This is a genomic window from Clostridioides sp. LIBA-2809 (genome assembly GCF_056688965.1).
This window is the reverse complement of sequence record NZ_CP197004.1, coordinates 4111745-4136053: the sequence shown is the minus strand read 5'-3', so window position 1 is coordinate 4136053 and position 24309 is coordinate 4111745. Positions and strand designations below refer to the sequence as shown.

General features: G+C 29.2%; 21 protein-coding genes and 1 pseudogene. All 22 read left to right on the top strand.

From position 1 onward, the window contains the following. Positions 1-24 precede the first annotated feature (24 nt). The 22 genes and pseudogenes from metG (at position 25) to tnpB (ending at position 24201) form a co-directional block, all read left to right on the top strand. Positions 25-1962, top strand: coding sequence for a methionine--tRNA ligase (gene metG / locus ACTG44_RS19460; protein ID WP_479921065.1), 1938 nt, complete (start codon positions 25-27; stop codon positions 1960-1962). Between the two features lie 29 nt (positions 1963-1991). After that, on the top strand, positions 1992-2762 hold the full coding sequence (locus ACTG44_RS19455) for a TatD family hydrolase (protein ID WP_479921064.1): 771 nt from the start codon (positions 1992-1994) through the stop codon (positions 2760-2762). 347 nt (positions 2763-3109) lie between these two features. Next, positions 3110-3541 (top strand): phosphonate C-P lyase system protein PhnG, encoded by a 432-nt coding sequence (gene phnG / locus ACTG44_RS19450; protein WP_044214042.1) that lies wholly within the window; start codon positions 3110-3112, stop codon positions 3539-3541. A 14-nt stretch (positions 3542-3555) separates the two neighbouring features. Next, positions 3556-4131 carry a phosphonate C-P lyase system protein PhnH gene (gene phnH / locus ACTG44_RS19445; RefSeq protein ID WP_021386458.1) on the top strand — a complete coding sequence of 192 codons (576 nt, stop codon included), beginning with the start codon at positions 3556-3558 and terminating at the stop codon, positions 4129-4131. 2 nt (positions 4132-4133) lie between these two features. Further along, on the top strand, positions 4134-5219 hold the full coding sequence (locus ACTG44_RS19440; protein WP_479921063.1) for a carbon-phosphorus lyase complex subunit PhnI: 1086 nt from the start codon (positions 4134-4136) through the stop codon (positions 5217-5219). 19 nt (positions 5220-5238) lie between these two features. Next, the gene (locus ACTG44_RS19435; protein WP_021386460.1) at positions 5239-6108 is read left to right on the top strand and encodes an alpha-D-ribose 1-methylphosphonate 5-phosphate C-P-lyase PhnJ; all 870 of its coding nucleotides are present in this window, start codon (positions 5239-5241) and stop codon (positions 6106-6108) included. Then, positions 6101-6967, top strand: a complete 867-nt coding sequence (locus ACTG44_RS19430; protein WP_479921062.1) for an ATP-binding cassette domain-containing protein — start codon at positions 6101-6103, stop codon at positions 6965-6967. Before ACTG44_RS19435 ends, ACTG44_RS19430 begins: the two co-directional genes overlap by 8 nt. Positions 6968-7007: 40 nt before the next feature. Then, positions 7008-7721, top strand: coding sequence for a phosphonate C-P lyase system protein PhnL (locus ACTG44_RS19425; protein ID WP_054271965.1), 714 nt, complete (start codon positions 7008-7010; stop codon positions 7719-7721). Continuing rightward, positions 7722-8891 (top strand): alpha-D-ribose 1-methylphosphonate 5-triphosphate diphosphatase, encoded by a 1170-nt coding sequence (locus ACTG44_RS19420; RefSeq protein ID WP_479921061.1) that lies wholly within the window; start codon positions 7722-7724, stop codon positions 8889-8891. It begins immediately after the preceding gene. Between the two features lie 3 nt (positions 8892-8894). Continuing rightward, positions 8895-9731 carry a PHP domain-containing protein gene (locus ACTG44_RS19415; RefSeq protein WP_021386467.1) on the top strand — a complete coding sequence of 279 codons (837 nt, stop codon included), beginning with the start codon at positions 8895-8897 and terminating at the stop codon, positions 9729-9731. Next, positions 9732-10727 carry an ABC transporter ATP-binding protein gene (locus ACTG44_RS19410; RefSeq protein ID WP_479921060.1) on the top strand — a complete coding sequence of 332 codons (996 nt, stop codon included), beginning with the start codon at positions 9732-9734 and terminating at the stop codon, positions 10725-10727. It begins immediately after the preceding gene. A 17-nt stretch (positions 10728-10744) separates the two neighbouring features. Beyond that, positions 10745-12433, top strand: coding sequence for a putative 2-aminoethylphosphonate ABC transporter permease subunit (locus ACTG44_RS19405; RefSeq protein WP_479917773.1), 1689 nt, complete (start codon positions 10745-10747; stop codon positions 12431-12433). 11 nt (positions 12434-12444) lie between these two features. After that, on the top strand, positions 12445-13512 hold the full coding sequence (locus ACTG44_RS19400) for a putative 2-aminoethylphosphonate ABC transporter substrate-binding protein (RefSeq protein ID WP_479921059.1): 1068 nt from the start codon (positions 12445-12447) through the stop codon (positions 13510-13512). Positions 13513-13956: 444 nt separating this feature from the next. After that, positions 13957-14949 (top strand): ABC transporter ATP-binding protein, encoded by a 993-nt coding sequence (locus tag ACTG44_RS19395; protein ID WP_479921058.1) that lies wholly within the window; start codon positions 13957-13959, stop codon positions 14947-14949. A gap of 17 nt (positions 14950-14966) precedes the next feature. Then, on the top strand, positions 14967-16655 hold the full coding sequence (locus ACTG44_RS19390) for a putative 2-aminoethylphosphonate ABC transporter permease subunit (protein WP_479921057.1): 1689 nt from the start codon (positions 14967-14969) through the stop codon (positions 16653-16655). Positions 16656-16665: 10 nt separating this feature from the next. Beyond that, complete coding sequence (locus tag ACTG44_RS19385) at positions 16666-17733, top strand: putative 2-aminoethylphosphonate ABC transporter substrate-binding protein (RefSeq protein ID WP_479921056.1); 1068 nt, start codon at positions 16666-16668, stop codon at positions 17731-17733. Between the two features lie 364 nt (positions 17734-18097). Continuing rightward, positions 18098-18628 carry a ribonuclease M5 gene (gene rnmV, locus ACTG44_RS19380; RefSeq protein WP_021386441.1) on the top strand — a complete coding sequence of 177 codons (531 nt, stop codon included), beginning with the start codon at positions 18098-18100 and terminating at the stop codon, positions 18626-18628. A 158-nt stretch (positions 18629-18786) separates the two neighbouring features. Then, positions 18787-19656: a 16S rRNA (adenine(1518)-N(6)/adenine(1519)-N(6))-dimethyltransferase RsmA gene (gene rsmA, locus ACTG44_RS19375; protein ID WP_479921055.1), complete on the top strand. Its 870-nt coding sequence runs from the start codon at positions 18787-18789 to the stop codon at positions 19654-19656. A 65-nt stretch (positions 19657-19721) separates the two neighbouring features. After that, positions 19722-21002 carry a hypothetical protein gene (locus tag ACTG44_RS19370; RefSeq protein ID WP_479921054.1) on the top strand — a complete coding sequence of 427 codons (1281 nt, stop codon included), beginning with the start codon at positions 19722-19724 and terminating at the stop codon, positions 21000-21002. Positions 21003-21152: 150 nt separating this feature from the next. Next, positions 21153-22268, top strand: coding sequence for a tripeptidase T (locus ACTG44_RS19365; RefSeq protein ID WP_021386442.1), 1116 nt, complete (start codon positions 21153-21155; stop codon positions 22266-22268). Between the two features lie 736 nt (positions 22269-23004). Continuing rightward, positions 23005-23070 (top strand): annotated as a pseudogene (locus ACTG44_RS19360) (transposase); the annotation flags it as partial. 21 nt (positions 23071-23091) lie between these two features. Further along, positions 23092-24201: an IS200/IS605 family element RNA-guided endonuclease TnpB gene (gene tnpB, locus ACTG44_RS19355; protein ID WP_479917768.1), complete on the top strand. Its 1110-nt coding sequence runs from the start codon at positions 23092-23094 to the stop codon at positions 24199-24201. Positions 24202-24309 lie beyond the last annotated feature (108 nt).

Sequence of the window (24309 nt, the reverse complement as noted above, 5' to 3'; positions counted from 1 at the left end):
TAAAAAAATTAGGAGGTAAATAATATGAGCAAACCGAGTTTTTATGTAACAACACCAATATACTATCCAAGTGGAGGATTACACATAGGTCATACTTATTCAACAGTAGCAGCAGATACGATAGCTAGATTTAAGCGTTTTTGTGGATATGATGTAAAGTTCTTAACAGGAACAGATGAGCATGGTGAAAAAATCCAAAAGAAAGCTATAGAACAAGGAATGTCAGAGATAGAATATCTTGATGGAATGATAAAAGATATAAAGGCTTTATGGAATACTATGGATATATCTTATGATGATTTTATAAGAACAACAGAAAAAAGACATACAGACATAATACAAAAAATATTTACTAAATTATATGAGCAAGGTGATATATATAAAGGAGAATATGAAGGTAGATATTGTACTCCTTGTGAAAGTTTCTGGACAGAATCTCAATTATTGGAAGGAAATAAATGCCCTGATTGTGGAAGAGAAACATATTTAGTGAAAGAAGAATCTTATTTCTTTAGACTATCTAAATATGAAGATAGATTAAAAGAGTTATTTAAGGATGATAGCTTCTGTTTCCCTGCTGCTAGAAAAAACGAAATGGTAGCAAACTTTTTAGATAAAGGATTAGAGGACTTAAGCGTAACAAGAACAACTTTTGACTGGGGTATAAAAGTTCCTTTTGATGAAAAACATGTAATTTATGTATGGGTAGATGCTTTATGTAATTACATAACGGCATTAGGATATATGACTGACAATGATGAAGAATTCAAAAAATATTGGCCTGCAAATGTTCAAATAGTAGGTAAAGAAATAGTGAGATTCCATACAATAATATGGCCAGCACTTTTAATGGCTTTAGGTTTAGAAGTTCCAAAACAAGTATTTGGACATGGATGGATATTATTTGCTGATGATAAGATGAGTAAATCAAAAGGTAATGTGGTTTATCCAGAACCTATAATAGAAAGATATGGAATAGATACACTTAAATATTTCTTATTAAGAGAGTTTGCATTTGGACAAGATGGAAGTTATACCCATAGAAATTTTGTAACAAGAATAAATTATGACCTAGCAAATGATTTAGGAAACTTAATAAGCAGAACAGTAGCCATGGTTGAAAAGTATAATAATGGTATAATACCAACAGCAAAAGTTTCAACTGACTTTGATGCAGATTTAAAAGAACAAGCTGTATCAACTAGAGAAAACTTTGAAGCTGAAATGGACAAAATGCAATTCCATGAAGCATTAGAGAGTGTATGGAAGTTGGTTAGAAGAACTAATAAATATATAGATGAGACTATGCCTTGGGCACTAGCTAAAGATGAAACTAAGAAAGATGAATTAGATACAGTTTTATATAATTTATGTGAATCTATAAGAATAATTGCAACATTAATAAATCCTATAATGAATGAAACAGCAAATAAGATATATGAGCATATAGGAATAAAAGGTCAAGGTGATATAACTACATGGGAAAGTACAAAAACATTTGGCCTTATTGGCGAAAATGTAAAGGTATTTAAAGGTGAACCTTTATTCCCAAGATTAGATGTAGAAAAAGAAATAGAAGAATTAACTAAGATGTTTTCTGGGAAACCTCCAGTAGAAGAAAAGCCATTAGAGCATAAAGAAGAAATTACTATTGATGATTTAGATAAAATAGAGCTTAGAGTAGGAAAAATAATAAGCTGTGAAAAGCATCCAAAAGCAAATAAATTATTAGTATCACAAGTTAAAATTGGACCAGAAACAAGACAAATAGTATCAGGAATAGCTGAATACTATAAGCCAGAAGACTTGGTAGGTAAGGAAGTTACAGTAGTATGTAACTTAAAACCAGTCAAATTAAGAGGTGTAGAATCTCAAGGTATGATACTAGCAGCAGGTGATGATGGAGACCCATATGTTCTACCATTTACACAAGGGGCTAAAGATGGATGCGAGGTTCGTTAATAGGCAATTAAACAGTAAGGAGATTAAAAATGTTATTTGACTCACATGCACATTTAAACGATGAAAGTTTTGATGAAGATAGAGATGAACTTATTGGTTCATTAAAAGAAAAAGGTGTAGATTTAGTTGTAAATCCAGGTGCAGATATAGAAACATCAATAACAGCAATTGAACTAGCAAAAAAGTATGATTTTATATATTCAGCAGTTGGAGTACATCCACATGATGTATCAAAGCTAGATGATACAGCAATAGATACTTTAAGAAAACTTGCAACTGAAAATGAAAAAGTTGTAGCTATTGGAGAAATTGGGTTAGATTATTATTATGATTATTCTCCAAGAGAAGAGCAAAAAGAGTGGTTTAAGAAGCAAATTGAGTTAGCTAATGAGTTAAAACTTCCAATAATAATACATGATAGAGATGCACATGGAGATACTTTTGAGATAATAAAAAGTACTAAAAGTCCTGAAATAGGGTGTGTACTCCATTGTTATAGTGGCAATGTGGAATTAGCTAGAGAATATGTTAAAATGGGTTGTTATATATCAATTTCAGGAACAGTTACTTTTAAGAATAATAAGAAAACTAGAGAAGTAGTAAGAGAAATTCCTCTGGAAAGGCTGTTTATAGAGACTGATTCACCATATATGTCACCAGAGCCACACAGAGGAAAGAGAAATAACCCTTCTCAAGTAGCTTTTGTTGCTGATAAAATAGCTCAAGAAAAAGGTATATCATATGAAGAAGTATGTAGAGCTACAAAAGAAAATGCAAAAAAGTTTTTTAATATAAAATAAACAATTAAAACTTATAATGATATATTAAAATAAATCATTATAAGTACAAAATGAGGGAGTGTCTCAAGATGAACTTTTTAGTTCATGAGGCACTCTTTTTTTTATGAAATCAAATATATTTTCATCATTTTAACAATGAAAAAGGTGATTATATCTATTTTGGGAAAACCTACTTTTTTATTTCTAGTGATTTAATTTACATTTTCAATATATAATTTCTTAACATTGTTAAAAAAGAATTTACAAGATATCCATTAGAATTAACTGAAACATAATATCTATTTAACTTAAGTTGTTTATTATATTCTTAGGTAAGTAAACGAAAAGTAAATTAAGGAGGCAAAATCTTGTATACAGTTGATAGTACTAAGATATTGATAAATATGGATTTAGGGAAACTAGAAAAAATATATTCAATGATAAAAAACATATCAAGTATTTCTATAATCAAAGAACCTAACTTAGCTACAGTGATGGTAAGAGCTAATGAAAGTGTAAATAATGCAACATTTAATTTAGGAGAGATATTAGTGACAGAATGTAGTGTAAAGGTGGATGAAAGTTTAGGTTATGGAATAGTTGCAGAAAATGATGATAAGAAAGTTGTTTATTTAGCAGCTATAGATGCAGTTCTACATAGCAATAACACTAAATTTGATGAGTTAAAAAATTATATAAATAAAAGTGTATATGAAGAGAGCTTAAGATATGAGCAAGAGATTATTGACGAGTTTAGTTTGATTAATAAAACAAAAGTTCAATTCAATACTATGGATTAAATAGGAGGAGAATCATGGTAAATTATACACAAGAAATATATAGAAAACTGCTAGATAGTGCTTCATTTCCTGGGAAATTAAATAACATAGATAATATAAATATAGAAAATAATACAAAACTATCAAATGGAGCAATTGGTATAGCAATTACTCTATTAGACCAAGAGGTTACCTTCTATGTAGAAAATCATACTCAAGAAGATATAAAAAACATAAGAGCACTTACAATGTCAAATCAAGTAGATTATAAAAAGTCAGATTATCTATTTTTAGATATTAATTCAGAAATAGATATACTGCAAGTTAGAATAGGTTCTTTTGAATATCCAGATGAGAGTGCAACTATAATACATCAAGTAAATGATTTATCAATAGATTATCAAATTAAGTATATAAAACTTGATTTAAGTGGTCCTGGTATAAAATCTAAAAATAGTTTATATATAGATGGAGTTAAAAAAGAATTTCTAGAAAGATTATCTACTATAAATAAAGATTATCCAATAGGAGTAGATTTGATTTTAGTGGATAAAAAAGGAGAACTTGTTTTTATACCAAGGTCGTCAAAATTAAGTTGGGAGGTACTATAAAAATGGCTTATGTAGCAGTTAAAGGTGGAGAAGAAGCTATATTACAGGCTAAAAATATACTTGAATTTTATAGAGTAAAAGGAGAGAGTTTGCCTATAGATGTAAAGCAGATTAAAGAGCAGATGTCTTATGCTGTAGATAAAGTAATGTCTGAAGGTAGTTTATACAACAAGGAACTATCTGCATTAGCTATAAAACAAGCTCAAGGTGATATATTAGAAGCATCTTTCTATATAAGAGCTTTAAGGTCAACAATGCCTAGAGTTACATATTCAGAACCTATAAATACAGAAGAAATGAGAATAAAGAGGAGAATATCAGCTACATTTAAAGATATACCAGGAGGTCAATATCTTGGAGCAACAAGAGATTATGAGAATAGAATACTAAATGTAGAATTATTAAAAGAAGACGAAAAAAAGAATAGAGACTTTAAAGATAGTTTCATAAATGAATTAGAAAAAGTGGATGAAATACCTAAGTTTACAAAGATATCTAATATATTTAGAGAAGAAAATTTATTACAAGAAGAAGTGTGTGAAGATAAATCAGAGGAAGTGATAGATGATATCACAAGAAATAGTCTAAGATTTCCAGTTTCTAGGTCGGCAAAATTACAGGCTTTAACCAGAGGTGAAAGTGGAGTGGTATCAGGTTTTGCTTATACTATTGTAAGAGGTTTTGGTGATGAACATCCATATATAAGTGAACTTAGAACAGGTAATGTATCTATAAAAATAAAACATCCTATCTATGAAGATGAGCAAATAACAGTTGGTGACATGTTGGTTACTGAATGTGAAATAGTTTCCAAAGCATCACAAAACAAGACTGAAAGTTCTAAAAAAAGTTCAGAAGATAGAAATAAAATGTCTTTAGGATATGGTCTTTGTATGGGGAACAACGAGAATAAGGCTATATCTATGGCTATACTAGATAAATCTTTGGAACCAAATAGTGAAAAACTAGCACAAGATGAAGAGTTTGTATTGCTTCATATAGATGGAATAGATTCATTAGGATTTATATCTCACTTTAAGCTTCCTCATTATGTAGATTTTAAAGCGGATGTAGAAAGAATAAAATAGTTTATGGAGGTAAGTTTAGGTGATATATAACTATGGTTTTTTAGATGAAAACACGAAGAAGGAAATAAGAAGAAAAATATTAAAAGCAGTATCAATACCTGGTTATCAAGTTCCTTTTGGTTCAAGAGAATTGCCTATAGCTAAAGGATGGGGTACTGGAGGTCTACAACTGACACTATCATTAATTGGTAAAAGTGATGTAGTAAAAGTAATTGACCAAGGAAGTGATGATTCTACAAATGCTTGTAATATAAGAAGCTTTGTCGCAGATGTAAGCAATGTAGAAACCACAAAAGATACATTAGATGCTACATTGATTCAAACAAGACATAGAATACCAGAAGAAAAACTAAAATCTAACCAAATACTGATATTTCAAGTACCAATACCAGAAACACTTAGAATAGTAGAACCTAGTGAAGTTGAAACGAGAAGAATGCATTCAGAAGAAGATTATAGCAGGATGTGGGTATATCTTTATGAAGATATAGTTAGATTTGATGATATATCAATAGCAGCCGAATATCCATGTAAAGTAAATGATAGATATTTAATGAATCCATCTCCAATACCAAGGTTTGACATAAAAAAATTAAACATGTCAGACAATTTATTCTTATTTGGTGCAGGAAGAGAAAAAAGGATATATGCAATTCCTCCATATACAAAAGTGGAACCTTTAGAATTTGAAGATTATAAATTTGAAGAGGAAAAATTTGAAGGAAAGTATTGTAGTTTATGTAAAAGTACAAACACATTTTTGGATGAAGTGTATGATAGTGACACTAATGAAAAGTACTATAGTTGCTCAGATACAAGTTATTGTGAAAAGGTTAGGTTAAGAAATAACGGTGTAGATGTGACAATTGGAGGTGCTTGGAATGAGTAATATAAATAAAACTAAAAGATTAGAAAATGTAGATAAACAAGTATTAATAGGGAGAAATATCAATCTTATTTATGGAGATGGATGTGAAAAGTGTTTTGAAAGCACAGGATATGAAAGTAACAATATATGCAAATATTGTGGCTCTATAGTTGCATGTAATAATGTAAATCTAGAACTTTATGAAGGGGAAGTTCTTGGTATTGTAGGTGAATCTGGTTCAGGAAAAAGTACATTATTAAAAATACTATTTTTTCAAGAACATGCCAACAGTGGAGAGGTATATATATCACATTACAATAAAGATGAAAATATATTAGAACTTTCAGACCAGAAAAAGAGGTATATAAAGAATCATTTTATGGGTATTGTATATCAAAATCCTCATCTTGGTTTAAACTTGGATTTTAGCAGTGGTGGTAACATAGCAGAAAAATTATTAATGGCAAATTTATATAACGTTGAAAAAATAAGGGATAGAGCCAAAGAACTTCTAATAAAAACTAACATACCTGTAGAGAGAATAGACCATAAACCAAAATACTTTAGTGGGGGAATGCAACAGCGAGTTCAAATAGCAAAAGCTCTTTCAAATAATCCTCCAATATTGCTACTAGATGAAGTTACAACAGGTTTAGATGTATCTGTACAAGCCGAAGTTTTGGATTTAATAAGAGAAATTCAAAGAGAACTGAAAATTTCTATGGTAGTTGTATCTCATGACTTTGATGTTATCAAAATGCTTGCTGATAGGACAATTGTAATGAAAAATGGAAGTGTTATTGAGTCTGGTCTTACAGACCAAATAATGGAAGACCCACAACACCCATATACTCAGCAACTTATAAATTCACTGTTATAAATATTGTTTGTAAATAAGTAAAATGGGGGCTTTGAATAAAATGAAAGAAACTATACTTAAGGTAAATAATTTTAGTAAAGATTTTGAGCTACATGCATTAAACAAGACTATAAAAGCATGTAATAATATAAATTTTGAAGTTTTAAAAGGGGAGTTCTTAGGAATAATAGGTAAATCTGGAGCAGGTAAGTCAACTATATTAAAAAGTATTTATAAAACATACATACCAACAACTGGAGAAATAATATTTAACTCAGAAATATATGGAAATGTAGACTTAGCTAAAATTGGGGACAGAGAAATGATAAACCTTAGAAAAAAGGAAATAGGGTATGTATCACAGTTTTTAAAGACACTGCCACGTATAACTGCAATTGAACTAGTAGTACATTCATTAATTGAGAGTGGGTTTGAAAAAATTTGTGCATATGATATGGCAAAAGATATACTTAATCAATTTGAAATAAAGGAAAATTTATGGGATGCTTATCCAAATAATTTTTCTGGTGGAGAAAAGTTAAGATTAAATCTTGCTCAAGCTATGGTTAAAAAACCTAGACTCTTGCTACTTGATGAACCAACTGCATCGCTTGATAATCAATCTAAAATATATGTAAAAGAAAAAATGTTGGAACTTAAAAGTCAAGGAACTACAATGATAGGAATTTTTCATGATATAGAATTTATGGAAACTGTTATAGATAAGACCTTTACTATGGCAAAAGGGACTATGAGTGAAAGTGGGGTAGCCTAGATGATAAAACTAATTCATAATGCAAATATTGTATTAGAAGATTCAATACTTGAAAATGCTCATTTAATTATAGAAGGAGATACAATAAAAAAAGTATCAAATGATAAGATTGACTATGCATTTGATTTTAATGAGATAGATGAAATAATAGATGCAAAAAACTTGTATGTCATACCTGGTATCATAGATATTCATAGTGATGCTATTGAAAAGGAAATAGAGCCAAGACCAAGTACATTATTACCATTTAATATGGCATTTTATGAACTTGATAAAAAATTACCTGCAAATGGAATAACTACAGTTTATCATTCTATATCTTTAGGTGATGGAGTAGGGGTTAGAAGTATTGACAATTCTTTAAAGATGATTGAAAATATTGATTCATACAAAAATGTAGATAGTAAGAGTATAAATCATAAGGTTCATCTAAGATACGAAGTATTATATCATGAAGGTTTAGATAAGGTTTCAGAATTATTAGAGGAAAATAAAATAGATTATTTATCAATAATGGACCATTCTCCAGGTCAAGGTCAGTATACAAATCCAAAATTTTATAGAGAATATGCTACTAAAATATGGGGAGTTACAGAAAATTATGTTGATACATGGCTAGATGGTTTAGTAGATTTACATGATAATTTGGATTGGAATAAAATAGCTAATGTTATAGGAAAAGCAAAAAATAAAAATATAAATATTGCTTCACATGATGATGATACATTAGAAAAGATGGATTTTATAAAAAATATAGGAGTCAATGTATCTGAATTTCCTATAACTCTTGAGGTTGCAAAATATTCAAAGAAGCTAGGTGTCTTAACTTGTCTGGGTGCACCAAATATTGTAAGGGGAAAATCTCACAATAACAATTTAACAGCAATGGATGCTATATTGGAAGACTGTTGTGACATTGTTTGTTCGGATTATCTTCCATCAGCTATGATAAAGTCTATGTGCATAGTTGCAGAAAAAACTAACAATTTAAATAGAGCAGTCAATTTATTTACTTCAAATCCAGCTAAAGCAGTTGGTATATACGATGAAAGAGGTAGCATAGAAGAAAATAAAAAGGCAGATTTAGTTTTAGTAGATATTGATAGCGAATATCCAAAGATTGTAAATACTATTGTAAATGGAAATACAGTTTATAAAAGGGAGGTATAAAGATTGTTAACAGATTTACATTGTCATACAAGTATATCAGATAATAATTTAACTACAGAAGAAATAATAAAAAAAGCATCAGAAAAGAATATAAATGTACTAGCAATAACAAATCATGATACTTTATCTGGATTAGATGAAGCTCTTGTACTTGGAGAACATTATGGAATAACAATAATACCAGGTATAGAAATCTCGGCTTATGATTACAAAAATAGAAAAAGAGTTCATATTCTAGGATATAACATAGATTTAAATAGTCAAGAAATAAAAAGTCTATGTAATCCAATGGTATGTGATAGACATAAAGCATCTGTTAAGATGGTAAATAAAATTATAGATTTAGGATACAAAATATCTCTAGAAGATGTAAAGAAATACTCATCAAAAACTGGAATATTTAAACAGCACATAATGAAAGCTCTTATAGATAAAGGATATACAGATAATATATATTCCAGTCTATATAAAGAATTGTTTCACAGAGGAAATGGTAAGGCATATGTATCCTTAAAGTATGTGGATTATAGAGATGCAATAAAAGCTATAAAAAACTCTGGTGGAATTTGTGTATTAGCCCATCCAGGTCAAATGGACAATTTTAGTGCTATTGAAGATATGGTAAAAGTAGGATTAGATGGCATAGAAGCATATCATCCTTCACACAATAAAGAATTGGAAAAAGAATCACTTTTTTATGCTAAGAAGTACAACTTGGTAGTTACAGGAGGTTCAGATTACCATGGGGATTATTCTCAGCATAACTATGAACTTGGAAGCAAGAGCTTAAATAGAGAAGACCTATTTAAGTTCAGGTTGGCTTTGGGAGGGGTTTTATAAATGTCTTTTTTACAAGTAAAAAATGTAAGTAAAAGTTATGGACAAGTCAAAGTACTAAAAGATATATCTATTGACATTGAAAAAGGAGAGTTTATCTGTTTACTAGGTCCAAGTGGTTGTGGTAAAAGTACATTGCTTAGGATAATTGCAGGTCTTGAAGATAAACATGATGGAAAAATAATAATAAACGATAAGGATATGACCAATTCACCGCCTGAAAGTAGAAATTTTGGTATAGTTTTTCAGTCATATGCATTATTTCCAAATATGAATGTTTATAAAAACATAGCTTTTGGATTAGAAAATAAAAATATAAGTAAATCTAATATCGATAAGAAGGTTAAAGAAGTTCTAGAAGTTGTAGAATTGAGTGGATATGATAAAAAATATCCATCGCAATTATCAGGAGGTCAACAACAAAGAGTAGCATTAGCTCGTGCAATTGCTTTAGAACCAGACTTTTTACTTCTTGACGAACCTTTATCGGCATTAGATGCAAAAGTAAGGTTAAAACTTAGAGAGCAGATTAGAAGCTTACATAGAAAACTAGGAATTACAACTATAATGGTAACTCATGACCAAGAAGAAGCGCTTTGTTTGGCTGATAAGATGGTTGTTATGAATAGTGGAGAAATAATACAGGTTGGAACACCAAAAGAAGTATATAAAAATCCCAACACACCTTTTGTAGCTGACTTTATAGGAACAATTAATTTTATAGATGATGGTATTAATAAAATAGCAATTAGACCAGAAGATATAAAAGTAGAATTCAATAGAGATTCTAAAGATAAGGATATAAAAGTAGGAGAAATTTTGGATATTGAATTTAGGGGATTTAACTATAGAATTACAGTTGAGTATTGTTCTAAACAAATGAAGTTAGATGTAGTTTCAAAAGTTGCTGAACAAATGAAACTATGTATAGGTTCTAAAATAAACTTTAAGATACCTAAAGAAGGAATTGTAGAGTATAAATCAGAGGGATGTGCTTAATAGCTAGGGGTGAATAAATGATAACAGCAAAGAATAAAAGAAGAATAGGTGATAGCACGATACAGAAATGTTTCTTAGTTTTTTCAGTAATTTTACTAATAGTATTTATATTATTTCCATTAGTATCATTATTAAAAAATGCATTCTTAGATACAACTGGAAATTTTATAGGTTTTTCAAATTTTAGTAAGTATATTGAAAATCCAAGTCTTATAGCATCGTTTAAAAACTCAATTTTTGTATCTACAGTTTCGTCTTTAATATCACTATGTTTAGCATTTATATATTCGTATGCAATAACAAGAACAAATATAAAGTTTAAAAACTTTTTTAAAACTATGGGGATGTTTCCACTTTTTGCACCAACTATGTTATATGGTATTTCACTTATATACCTTTTTGGAAATAAAGGAATCTTTACAACAATGGGATTTGAGGTACCATTATATGGTCCATTAGGAATAATTATTTCTCAGATACTATTTACATTTCCACAAGCATTCTTAATATTATCTGTTGCACTTTCAATGGCAGATTATAGACTTTATGAAGCAGCAGATAGCTTGGGAGCTAGTGAATTTAAGAAGTTCTGTAAAATTACAATTCCAGGTATAAAGTATTCACTGGTTAGTTCATTCTTTGTATCCTTTATATTAGCATTTACAGATTTTGGAGCGGCCAAGGTAGTTGGAGGAAACTATAATGTATTGGCTACTGACATATACAAACAAGTAGTAGGGCAATTTAACATACCAATGGGAGCAACTGTTTCTATGGTAATGCTGATTCCTGTACTGATAGCTTTTACATTAGATAAGATGGCAAGTAAAAAGCAAGGAATGACTATAACTGCAAAATCTATGCCATATAAAATTAAGGAAAATAAGCTTAGAGATAGAGTATTTTTAATAGCATGTAGTTTTATAACTTTATTAATCTTTATCTTGATATTCGTTTCAGTTATAGGTTCAGTTATAAAACTATGGCCATATAATTTAAGTTTTACAATGGAGCATTATACATTTAAAGGTATCTTGGGAAGTGGAATAAAAACATATTTAAGTAGTTTAAAAATATCAACTTTAACAGCAATATTTGGAACTATATTTGTATTTTTTAGTGCATATATGATAGAAAAAGTAGATAAATTTCCTAGATTAAGACAAACGGCTTACTTTTTATCAATGATACCTATGGCATTACCTGGATTGGTTTTAGGTATATCATATATAACTTTTTTTAACTCAGCAAATAATCCATTAAACTTTCTATATGGAAGTACAGTGATACTAGTTATAGTAAATATAGTTCATTTTTATTCAGTTTGCTTTATAACTTCAAATTCATCGCTAAAGATGCTAGATAAAGAATATGAACTAGTTGCAAAATCTATAAATATACCATTTTATAAAGTGTTTTTTAACATAACAGTTCCAATGTCTATAACATCAATACTTGAAATAGTAGTATATTATTTTGTAAATTCAATGGTTACTGTTTCAGCATTAATATTCTTATATACTCCTCAGACTCAAACAGCATCAATATCAATACTAAAGTTAGATGAGATAGGATATATAGGGCCATCGGCTGCTATGGCAGTATTAGTGCTTTTAACAAATATAGTAGTAAGGCTTTTGTACGAATTTGTCACAAAGAAGTTGAAAAATAACACACAAAAATGGCAACAAAAAGATGTTGCTTAGGGGAGGTAAAAATGAAATTTAAGAAGCTAGTTTCTTTAGGAGTATTATCAACACTTTTATTGAGTGTAATAACAGGGTGCAGTACTGCCTCATCAGGTTCGGATTCAAAGACTGATAGTAAGACAAAAGGAGATTTAACAGTTTATACAGCAATTGAAGAAGATAGTATAGAACCATATTTAGCTACATTTAAAGAAAAATATCCAGATATTAAATTAAATGTTTTTAGAGCATCAACAGGAGACATAACAGCAAGACTACTGGCTGAAAAGGATAATCCTCAAGCAGATGTTGTATGGGGAGTTGCAGCTACAAGCTTATTAGTTGCAGATGAGCAAGGAATGTTAGAACCATATGCCCCAAAAGGTTCTGAGGAAATAGAGTCTGCATTTAAAGATGATAAGGAAGTTCCTTCTTGGGTTGGAATAGATGCTTGGATGACAGGTATAACAGTAAATACTAAAGAATTAAAAGATAAAAACATACCAGTTCCTAGTTCTTATGAAGATTTAACAAAGCCAGAGTATAAAGGTCTTATATCTATGCCTAATCCATCTTCTTCTGGTACAGGATATTTAACAGTATCAGCACTTATACAAATTATGGGTGAAGAAAAAGCATGGCAATACATGGACAAATTACATGAAAACATTGGTGTATATACTCAATCTGGTTCAGCTCCAGCTACATCAGCAGCTTCTGGAGAATATCCTATAGGTATATCTTTTGGATATAGAGGTATAAAATTAAAAGAGGAAGGATATCCAGTAGAAGTTGTATTTCCAAAAGAGGGTTCTGGATGGGATATAGAAGCAAATGCTCTTGTAAAAAAAGATGATATAAAAGAAGCTTCAAAAGTATTTTTAGATTGGGCGATAAGTAAAGAAGCAATGAATGAGTATTCTAAGAATTATGCTGTTACTACAGTTTCTACAGGAAATCCAATACCAGAAGGATTCCCTAAAAAACCATTAGAACAAATGATAGATAATGATTTAAAATCAGCAGCAAAAAATAGAGAAACTATACTAAATAAATGGATATCAAAATATGATGGAAAGACAGAAAAAGAGAGTTAAGTTTAATAATAAAATCAAATAAAAAAGAGCCTAGAATATAAATTTTATATCTAGGCTCTTTTAACGTGTTAAAATTTTCAAAATATTTTTCAGAACCAATATAAACTCAATATTTATAAATAATTATGTATTAACTTATAACAATCAACATATTTTACTTATTACTATTAATTTAGAAGTATAGATATTACAGATTAAAATAAGTTATTTTTAATATTAAGATTAAAATATAACTATAATATATCAAGTAATTACGTTATTAACCGATTATTAAAATAGGTATGTAAATTTTTATTTAAGTAATTCTAGAATATATGATGAAAGAAGATATAAAGAAGGAAAATAAAAAGTAAATTGCTTTCAGATAACTATTAACTTGAAAGCAAGAGTTTAAATAGAGAAGACCTATTTAGGTTCAGGTTGGCTTTGGGAGGGGTTTTATAAATGTCTTTTTTACAAGTAAAAAATGTAAGTAAAAGTTATGGACAAGTCAAAGTACTAAAAGATATATCTATTGACATTGAAAAAGGAGAGTTTATCTGTTTACTAGGTCCAAGTGGTTGTGGTAAAAGTACATTGCTTAGGATAATTGCAGGTCTTGAAGATAAACATGATGGAAAAATAATAATAAACGATAAGGATATGACCAATTCACCGCCTGAAAGTAGAAATTTTGGTATAGTTTTCCAGTCATATGCATTATTTCCAAATATGAATGTTTACAAAAACATAGCTTTTGGATTAGAAAATAAAAATATAAGTAAATCTAATATCAAAAAAAAGGTTAAAGAAGTTCTAGAAATTGTAGAATTGAGTGGATATGAGAAAAAATATCCATCACAATTATCCGGAGGTCAACAACAAAGAGTAGCATTAGCTCGTGCAATTGCTTTAGAACCAGACTTTTTATTTCTTGATGAACCTTTATCTGCATTAGATGCAAAAGTAAGGTTAAAACTTAGAGAGCAAATTAGAAGCTTACATAGAAAACTAGGAATTACAACTATAATGGTAACACATGACCAAGATGAAGCACTTTGTTTATCTGATAAGATGGTTGTTATGAATAATGGAGAAATAATACAGGTCGGAACACCAAAAGAAGTATATAAAAATCCCAACACACCTTTTGTAGCTGACTTTATAGGAACAATTAATTTTATAGATGATGGTATTAATAAAATCGCAATTAGACCAGAAGATATAAGTATAGAATTTAATAGAGATTCTAAAGATGAGGATATAAAAGTTGGTGAGATTTTGGATATTGAATTTAGAGGATTTAACTATAGAATTACAGTTGAGTATTGTTCTAAGCAAATAAAAATAGATGTAGTTTCAAAAGTTATGGAACAAATGAATCTGTGTATAGGTTCTAAAATAAACTTTAAGATACCAAAAGGAATTATAGCGTATAAATCAGAGGGATGTGCTTAATAGCTAGGGGTGAATGAATGATAAAAGTAAAAAATAAAAGAAAAATAAGTGATAGTACTATACAAAAGTATACTTTAACTTTTTCAGTAATTTTACTAATGGTATTTATATTATTTCCATTAGTATCATTATTAAAAAATGTTTTTCTAGATACAAGTGGAAATTTTATAGGCTTTTCAAACTTTAGTAAGTATATTGAAAATCCAAGCCTTATAAAATCGTTTAAGAACTCAGTTTTTGTATCTACAGTTTCGTCTTTAATATCACTATGTTTAGCATTTATATATTCGTATGCAATAACAAGAACAAATATAAAATTTAAGAACTTTTTTAAAACTATGGGAATTTTTCCACTTTTTGCGCCAGCTATGTTATATGGTATTTCACTTATATATCTTTTTGGAAATAAGGGGTTTTTTACAATTATGGGATTTGAGGTACAATTATATGGTCCATTAGGAATAATTATTTCTCAGATACTATTTACATTTCCACAAGCATTCTTAATATTGTCTGTCGCACTTTCAATGGCAGATTACAGACTTTATGAAGCAGCAGATAGCTTGGGAGCTAGTGGATTTAAAAAGTTCTATAAAATCACAATTCCAGGTATAAAGTATTCACTAATTAGTTCATTCTTTGTATCCTTTATACTAGCATTTACAGATTTTGGAGCGGCAAAGGTAGTTGGAGGAAACTATAATGTATTGGCTACTGACATATATAAACAAGTGGTTGGACAATTTAATATACCAATGGGAGCAACTGTTTCTATGGTAATGTTGATTCCTGTACTAATAGCTTTTGCATTAGACAAGATGGCAAGCAAGAAACAGGAGATGACTATAACTGCAAAATCTATACCATATAAGATTAAGGAAAATAAGCTTAGAGATAGAGTGTTTTTAATAGCATGTAGTTTTATAACTTTATTAATCTTTATCTTGATATTCGTTTCAGTTATAGGTTCAGTTATAAAGTTATGGCCATATAATTTAAATTTCACAATAGAGCATTATACATTTAAAGGAATATCTGGAAATGGAATAAAAACATATTTAAGTAGTTTAAAAATATCAACTTTAACAGCGATATTTGGAACTATATTTGTATTTTTTAGTGCATATATGATAGAAAAAGTAGATAAATTCCCTAGATTAAGACAAATAGCTTACTTTTTATCAATGATACCTATGGCATTGCCTGGATTGGTTTTAGGTATATCATATATAACTTTTTTTAACTCATCAAATAATCCATTAAACTTTCTATATGGGAGTACAATGATACTAGTTATAGTAAATATAGTTCATTTCTATACCGTTTCTTTCATAACTTCAAATTCATCGCTAAAGATGCTAGATAAAGAATATGAACTAGTTGCAAAATCTATAAATATACCATTTTATAAAGTGTTTTTCAATGTAACAGTTCCTATGTCTATAACATCGATACTTGAAATAGCAGTATATTATTTTATGAATTCAATGGTTACTGTTTCAGCATTAATATTCTTATATACTCCTCAAACTCAAACAGCATCAATATCAATACTAAAGTTAGATGAGATAGGGTATATAGGACCATCAGCTGCTATGGCAGTATTAGTGCTCTTAACAAATATAATAGTAAGATTGTTGTACGAATTTGTAACAAAAAAACTAAAAAATAACACACAAAAATGGCAACAAAAAGATGTTGCCTAGGGGAGAAAAAATGAAATTTAAGAAGCTAGTTTCTTTAGGAGTATTATCAACACTTTTATTGAGTGTAATAACAGGGTGCAGTACTGCCTCATCAGGTTCAGATTCAAAGACTGATAGTAAGACAAAAGGAGAGTTAACAGTTTATACAGCAATTGAAGAAGATAGTATAGACACATATTTAGCTACATTTAAAGAAAAATATCCAGATGTTAAATTGAATGTTTTTAGAGCATCAGTAGGAGACATAACAGCAAGACTACTGGCTGAAAAGGATAATCCTCAAGCAGATGTTGTATGGGGAGTTGCAGCTACAAGTATGATAATTTTAGATGATCAAGGAATGTTAGAACCATATACTCCAAAAGACTTTGATAAGATAAATCCTGCTTTTAAAGATGATAAGGAAGTTCCTTCTTGGGTTGGAATAGATGCTTGGATGACAGGTATAACAGTAAATACTAAAGAATTAAAAGATAAAAACATACCAGTTCCTAGCTCTTATGAAGATTTAATAAAACCAGAATATAAAGGTCTTATATCTATGCCTAACCCATCTTCTGCAGGAACAGGATATTTAACAGTATCAGCACTTATACAAATTATGGGTGAAGAAAAAGCATGGCAATACATGGATAAGCTACATAAAAATATTGGGGTATATACTCAATCTGGTTCAGCACCAGCAATATCAGCAGCTTCTGGAGAATACCCTATAGGTATATCTTTTGGAAATAGAGGTATAAAATTAAAAGAGGAAGGATATCCAGTAGAAGTTGTATTTCCCAAAGAGGGTTCTGGATGGGAGTTAGAATCAAATGCTCTTGTGAAAAAAGACAATATGAAGGAAGCTTCAAAAGTATTTTTAGATTGGGCGATAAGTAAAGAAGCAATGAATGAGTATTCTAAGAATTTTGCAGTTACTACAATTGATACAGGAAATCCAATACCAGAAGGATTCCCTAAAAAGCCATTAGAACAAATGATAGATAATGATTTAAAATTATCAGCTAGAAATAGAGAAGCTATACTAAATAAATGGACATCAAAATATGATGGAAAGACAGAAAAAGAGAGTTAAACTTATAGAAAAGTAATTTAAAATAGAATGTATCAAAATGAAATGATAATTTATGTGTATAAAAAGGTGGATTCTGATATATAGAATTCACCTTTTGACATATACAAATGTTCTATAGATGGCATAATATACTTAATATTAATAAAAGATATTAACATATTAAATATAAAGCAAAGTATCTCTACTACTATTTGTAAATAAGGTTATAAAAAACAAAGTAGTATTCATTTAATAAAAATGATTTTTTAATTAAGATATGTTTTCAAATAAAAATAAATAGCTTAGTACCTTGATTAAATCAAATAAAAACCTTAAAATAAATAGATGTAAAGAAAAACTAAAAACGAATAAAAGGTGAATTTATATGATAAAAGAAATAATCGTAGTAGAGGGTAGAGATGACGTTACAGCAGTTAAGAGAGCAATAGATGCAGAACTTATAACTACAGGGGGATTTGGATTTCCAAAAGGTGTAATGGAGCGTATAAAAGCTGCTAATGAAAGACGTGGTGTCATAATATTTACAGACCCAGACTTTGCAGGTGAAAAAATAAGAAAAAAAATAGCATCAGAAGTTCCAGGATGTAAACATGCATTTCTACCAAGAGAAGAAGCTAAAAAAGATGGAGACATAGGAATTGAAAATGCTACTCCTAAAAGTATAATAGCAGCTTTGAATAAAGTTAGAACTGAAAATACAGAAAAAAGAAATGAATTTAAACAAGTTGACCTAATTAGAAATGGTCTTATAGGTAACGAAGATGCATCACATAGAAGAGATGCACTTGGTAAAATACTTGGAATTGGATATGGAAACGCAAAACAATTTTTAAATAGATTGAATAATTATGGAGTTGAAAGAGAAGAATTTATAGATGCATTAAAACAACTCTAAATGGAATATTTAGTATATGAAAAATATTATATAAAATAGATGTGAAATTACAGGTTAATTTAAGACAAATTATTTCTAATAAATACTTTGTTTTAAACACATACAAATATGTATAATTAAAAAAATTAAATCTTAAAATAAGTTAAAAGGAGTAAATAATGGATAGACTATCTTCACATAGTGCAACAAAAGAAGTAGTACAAAAATATAATTTTAAATTCTCAAAGTCTTTAGGTCAAAATTTTTTGATAGATAGTAATATAATTGATAAAATATTAGTTGGAGCTAGGATTAAAGAAGGCGACAACATAATAGAAGTAGGACCTGGAATAGGTACTCTTACTCGTGAAATGGGTAAAGTAGCAGAAAAAGTAGTGGCTATAGAAATTGACAGAAATCTAATACCTATACTGAAAGATACATTGTCAGATTTAGATAACACAGAAGTAGTAAATAAAGATATATTAAAAGTAGATATACAAGAACTAATAAAAGATAAATTAAATGGTGGGCCAGTTAAGCTTGTGGCAAATCTTCCATATTATATAACTACGCCAATAGTTATGAAGTTTTTAGAAGAAGATATACCTGTAACAGACATAGTAGTCATGGTTCAAAAAGAAGTTGCAGATAGAATGAATGCTATACCAAGTACTAAAGATTATGGAGCATTATCTATAGCTGTTCAATATTATTGTGAAACAGAGATTGTAGCAAAAGCTCCAAGACATATGTTTATACCACAACCAAATGTAGATTCTACAGTTATAGGTCTACATGTAAGAGCTGAAAGAAAATATGATGTTCATAACGAAGAACTATTCTTTAAAACAGTAAAAGCATCTTTTGGGCAAAGAAGAAAAACTCTTCTCAATTCGTTGGGAGGTCTTGGTTTTCTTAATAAAGACGAAATAAGAGAAATATTAAAAGAAGCTAATATAGATGAAAAAAGAAGGGGTGAAACTCTTAGTATAGAAGAGTTTGCAATTCTTTCAAATATAATAAATACAAAAGTATCTTCTAAATAGAAGGTACTTTTTTTTATTTTATTAACATATATTGTTTAGAGAAACTGTGTTAAGGGGGGATTGCAGTGGGTTCTAAAAGAAAGTTTAAAAGAGACTATATAATACTAGAAGCTAAAGACATAAACTTTAGATACAAAGAACGAGTACTGCCAAAAGCTTTTGCAAAAGTTGAAGTAAATGATGAAAAAGCAATTATTGCATTATATGTAGAAAATCTAAAATATGTTAAAGATGGGTATAAAGCAGTGGCAATAAAAGGTGACCATGGGTTAATAGACCTAGGAAATATAATTTTAAACGAACAAGGAAGAGGTGAATTTGTTTTAGACTTAGAGGATTATGATGATGAAATAAAAGGTATTGCATTGTTGTATGGAAGAAATATACCATTAATTGGATTTAAAGGAAATAAGATTGAAAATTATGAGGACATATTATTCCAAGAGGTAGAAGATGAAGAATATGAAGAGCTGGAAGAAGACGAAGAATATGAAGAGATAGACAATGAGGAAGATAGTGATAGAGAAGAAGGTAGCGACGATGATGAAGAATATATTATAGAAGAATATGATGAAGATGAGTACGAAGATTATTGGGAAGATGATGAAGACGTTGAAGATGGAGAATTAAAAGCAAGAACGGACATAGAAGATTCTAGTGATGAGGAAATAGAAGAATTTAATAATTATAAGGAAATAGAAAACTACAATAAGGTTAAGGCGCAAGAAGAATATAGAGATATGGAATATGATGATGAATGTGACGAAGATAATGAAGATGATGAAGAAGATTTTGAAATAAACAGAGAAGAGGAATCTGTTGTTTCTTTAAAACCTACTAAATCAAAGAAAGCTCAGAAAGAGCAGAATAATATTGAAAAAATAAAAAGAGCCAATGGAGTAAGTCAGGGGGATAGTGGAAATAAACAAGCTAGTACATTACTTATGCCTAGACAAATAAAGAAAGGTTTGAAATTATTTAGAGAAGTAAAACCTTTTGCAACAGATTATATAGATAAGACAAGATGGTGGAAAATAGAGATAAATCCTACAACTCTATGTGGATATACAATGCCACATTTAGGATATTTAAATGTGTTGAATTATACGATGTATAGTGATGCAGTATTGCATTCATATAAATATAGACATTACTTATTTGGAGTTCAATATGATGAATATAATAAAAGAAAACATTATATCTATGCTATTCCAGGAAATAGAAGTGAACAGCCAGACAATGGAAGCACAGGGTTCTTAAGATATCAAGCTTGTGACAATAGAACAAATAGCTTAGGATATTGGTTATGTTTTATAGATTCTAGACAAAGAAATATAGTTAGATAGAAATAATAAAAATGCAAGAATTTAGCCTTGACTTTCACTTTACTAAAAAAAATTAAGGAAAGTAATATAAAAACTTAAAAACTATTGATAATATTTAAATATTACACTACAATATATGTTGAAATACCTATTATATTATGGAGGAAGATTATGATAAACGAGCAAAGAATTTTAAACGAGTTCCTTGAATTAATACAGATAGACAGTTTATCTTTAAAAGAGGGGAATGTTGCTAAAGTATTAGTTGAAAAATTAGAAGAAATAGGTTGTTCAGTTGTAGTAGATAATGCTGGTGAAAAAACAAATGGAGAAACTGGCAATATAATAGCTACATTAAAAGGAAATAAAGAAGGTAAGAAAATATTATTTAGTTCACATATGGACACAGTAACTCCAGGTATAGGAGTAAAGCCTATAGTGGATGAAGCAAATGGAATAATAAAAAGTGATGGTACTACAATATTAGGTTCTGATGATAAAGCAGGTATAGCAGCTATATTAGAAGGCTTAAGATATATAAAGGAAAATAACATAGAACATACTGATATACAGGTTGTATTCTCTATATGTGAAGAATGTGGATTAGTTGGAGCTAAAAATTTAGACTATGGAAAAATAGATTCTAAATATGCTTTTGTATTAGATAGTGGTGGTTCTCCTGGAGAAATAATAGTAAAAGCTCCTGCACAAGATGTAATAAATGTTAAGATATTAGGAAAGACTGCTCATGCAGGTCTTGAGCCTGAGGCTGGTATAAGTGCTATAATGGTAGCAGCTAGAGCAATAGAAAATATGAATTTACTTAGAATAGATGAAGAAACAACTGCTAACATAGGAATTATAAACGGTGGAACAGCTACAAATATAGTAACAGGTGAAGTTAATATAGTTGCAGAAGCTAGAAGTTTAAAAGAAGATAAATTGGATGTTCAAACTAAACATATGGTAGATACTTTTGAAAAAGCTGCTAAAGATTTTGGAGCTCAAATTGAGATAGATGTAAACAGAGCATATACTCCAATAGATGTTAACGAAGATTCTGAAATAATAAAACTTGCAAAGAAAGCTTTTTCAAACTTAGGTATAGAGGGTCATACTGAATCTACAGGAGGAGGCAGTGATACAAATATATTAAGTAAAAATGGTATCGAAGCTATAACTTTAGGAATAGGTATGAAAAATGCTCATACATTAAGTGAACATATAGCTATAAAAGACTTATATGATTCTGCTAAGATGGTAGTAGAGATAATAAAAGAAGCATAAATTTAAATAATAGTGTATAATATATATATCGCCTAGCTTAAGCTAGGTGATTTTTCATTTTATAGAAGATTGATAATCTTTATTGAAAGTAAAGAGTATACATTTGCATGTAATAGTAGATTTAATCTATGTCCAGATGTATATTTTGATTAAAAAATAGCTACGCATACTCGTGACTTTAAGTCTTGAGTTAGTAGCTAAAATAGTCAGCATATAGGGAAACTTATATGTGGAGATAGGATATAACCTATCCAATACTACTTGAATTGCTGGAAACCCCTAAAGCTAACCAAACTAAAACATAAGGATGAAATAAACCTAAGTGTGAAAGTTACGAAAGTAGAAAAAATTGGTTAGATGGTATAGGGTTAAACCCTAAGTACTTTAAAATGGGCAATCAGCAGGTAAGCTCCTAAGTAGGAGAAACTTCAACGACTATTCCTCTTGAGGGAAGTACACTACAAGCTATTGGTAGTGGAAGTGGGTAGACCTTAACGAATAACGCCGAAGGATAAGATATAGTCTGTGCTTACATGAAAGTGTAAGAAGTTCATAAGAGAACTGCATAGGTAGTAGCGAACTTATGTGAACGACAACCTCAAAATGATAAAAGTTAGGACTTACGGTTCTTACATATGTTATTTAGAAATAAATATAAAAACCTTTAAAATACTTGTTTAAAAAAATTTACCTTGTTAATATTAGGATGGGTGAGTAAAAATTGAAGTAGCTCAGATATGTATATTTAGTACAATACCATATAGTATGGTGTGTAAAATATAGACATCCAGTATTACATAATCATAAAAACAAGTAAAGTGAGGTGATAGTAGTGGAAAAAGCATATAAGTTTAGAATGTATCCAAATAAAAAGCAACAAGAGTTAATTAATAAAACTTTTGGATGTTGTAGATTTGTATATAATAAGTATCTTGCTAAAAAAATAGAATTTTATGAAAATGATAAAGAAACTTTTACTTATAAACAGTGCAGTTCTGATTTGACCAATTTAAAAAGAGAATTAGAGTGGCTTAAAGAACCTGACAAATTTTCACTACAAAACACCTTAAAAGATTTAGAAAACGCATATAAAAAATTCTTTAAAGAAAATGCAGGATTTCCTAAATTTAAATCAAAGAAAACTAATAGATTTTCATATAGAACTAACTTTACAAATGGAAATATTATGTACTGTGGTCAATATATAAAATTACCTAAACTTGGTATGGTTAAAGTAAGAGATAAACAAGTACCTCAAGGAAGAATACTTAATGCTACAGTATCCAAAGAACCAAGTGGTAAATATTATGTATCATTATGTTGTACTGATATAGATATTAAAGCATTTGAAAATACTAATAATCAGATAGGTTTAGATTTAGGAATTAAAGAATTTTGTATCTCAAGTTGTGGAGACTTTATAGAAAATCCTAAGTATCTTCAAAAGTCATTAAACAAACTTGCTAAATTACAAAGAGAACTATCGAGAAAAACAATTGGTAGTTTAAATAGAAATAAAGCAAGATTAAAAGTTGCAAGACTTCAAGAACATATAGCTAATCAAAGGAAGGATTTTCTACAAAAACTATCTACTAAATTAATACGAGAGAATGATATTATTTGCATAGAAGATTTACAAGTAAAGAATATGACTAGAAATAGTAAACTATCTCGCTTAATTTCTGATGTGTCATGGTCAGAATTTGTTCGTCAATTAGAATACAAGGCTAATTGGTATGGTAGACAAATTGTAAAGGTAGGTAAATTCTTTGCAAGTTCACAAATATGCAATAAATGTGGGTACAAAAACGAGGAAATGAAGAATTTAAATATAAGAGAATGGATTTGTCCTTGTTGTAATGTAACTCACGATAGAGATATAAATGCAAGTATAAATATATTAAAAGAAGGATTAAGACTAATAAGAGTTTAAAATAGATAACTTATGTAAGAGCCGTAGGAACTACGGGGATAGCCTGTGGAGAGTTTGTAAGACATATTTTAGTATGCAAAATTCTATGAAGCAGGAACCCTGTGACTT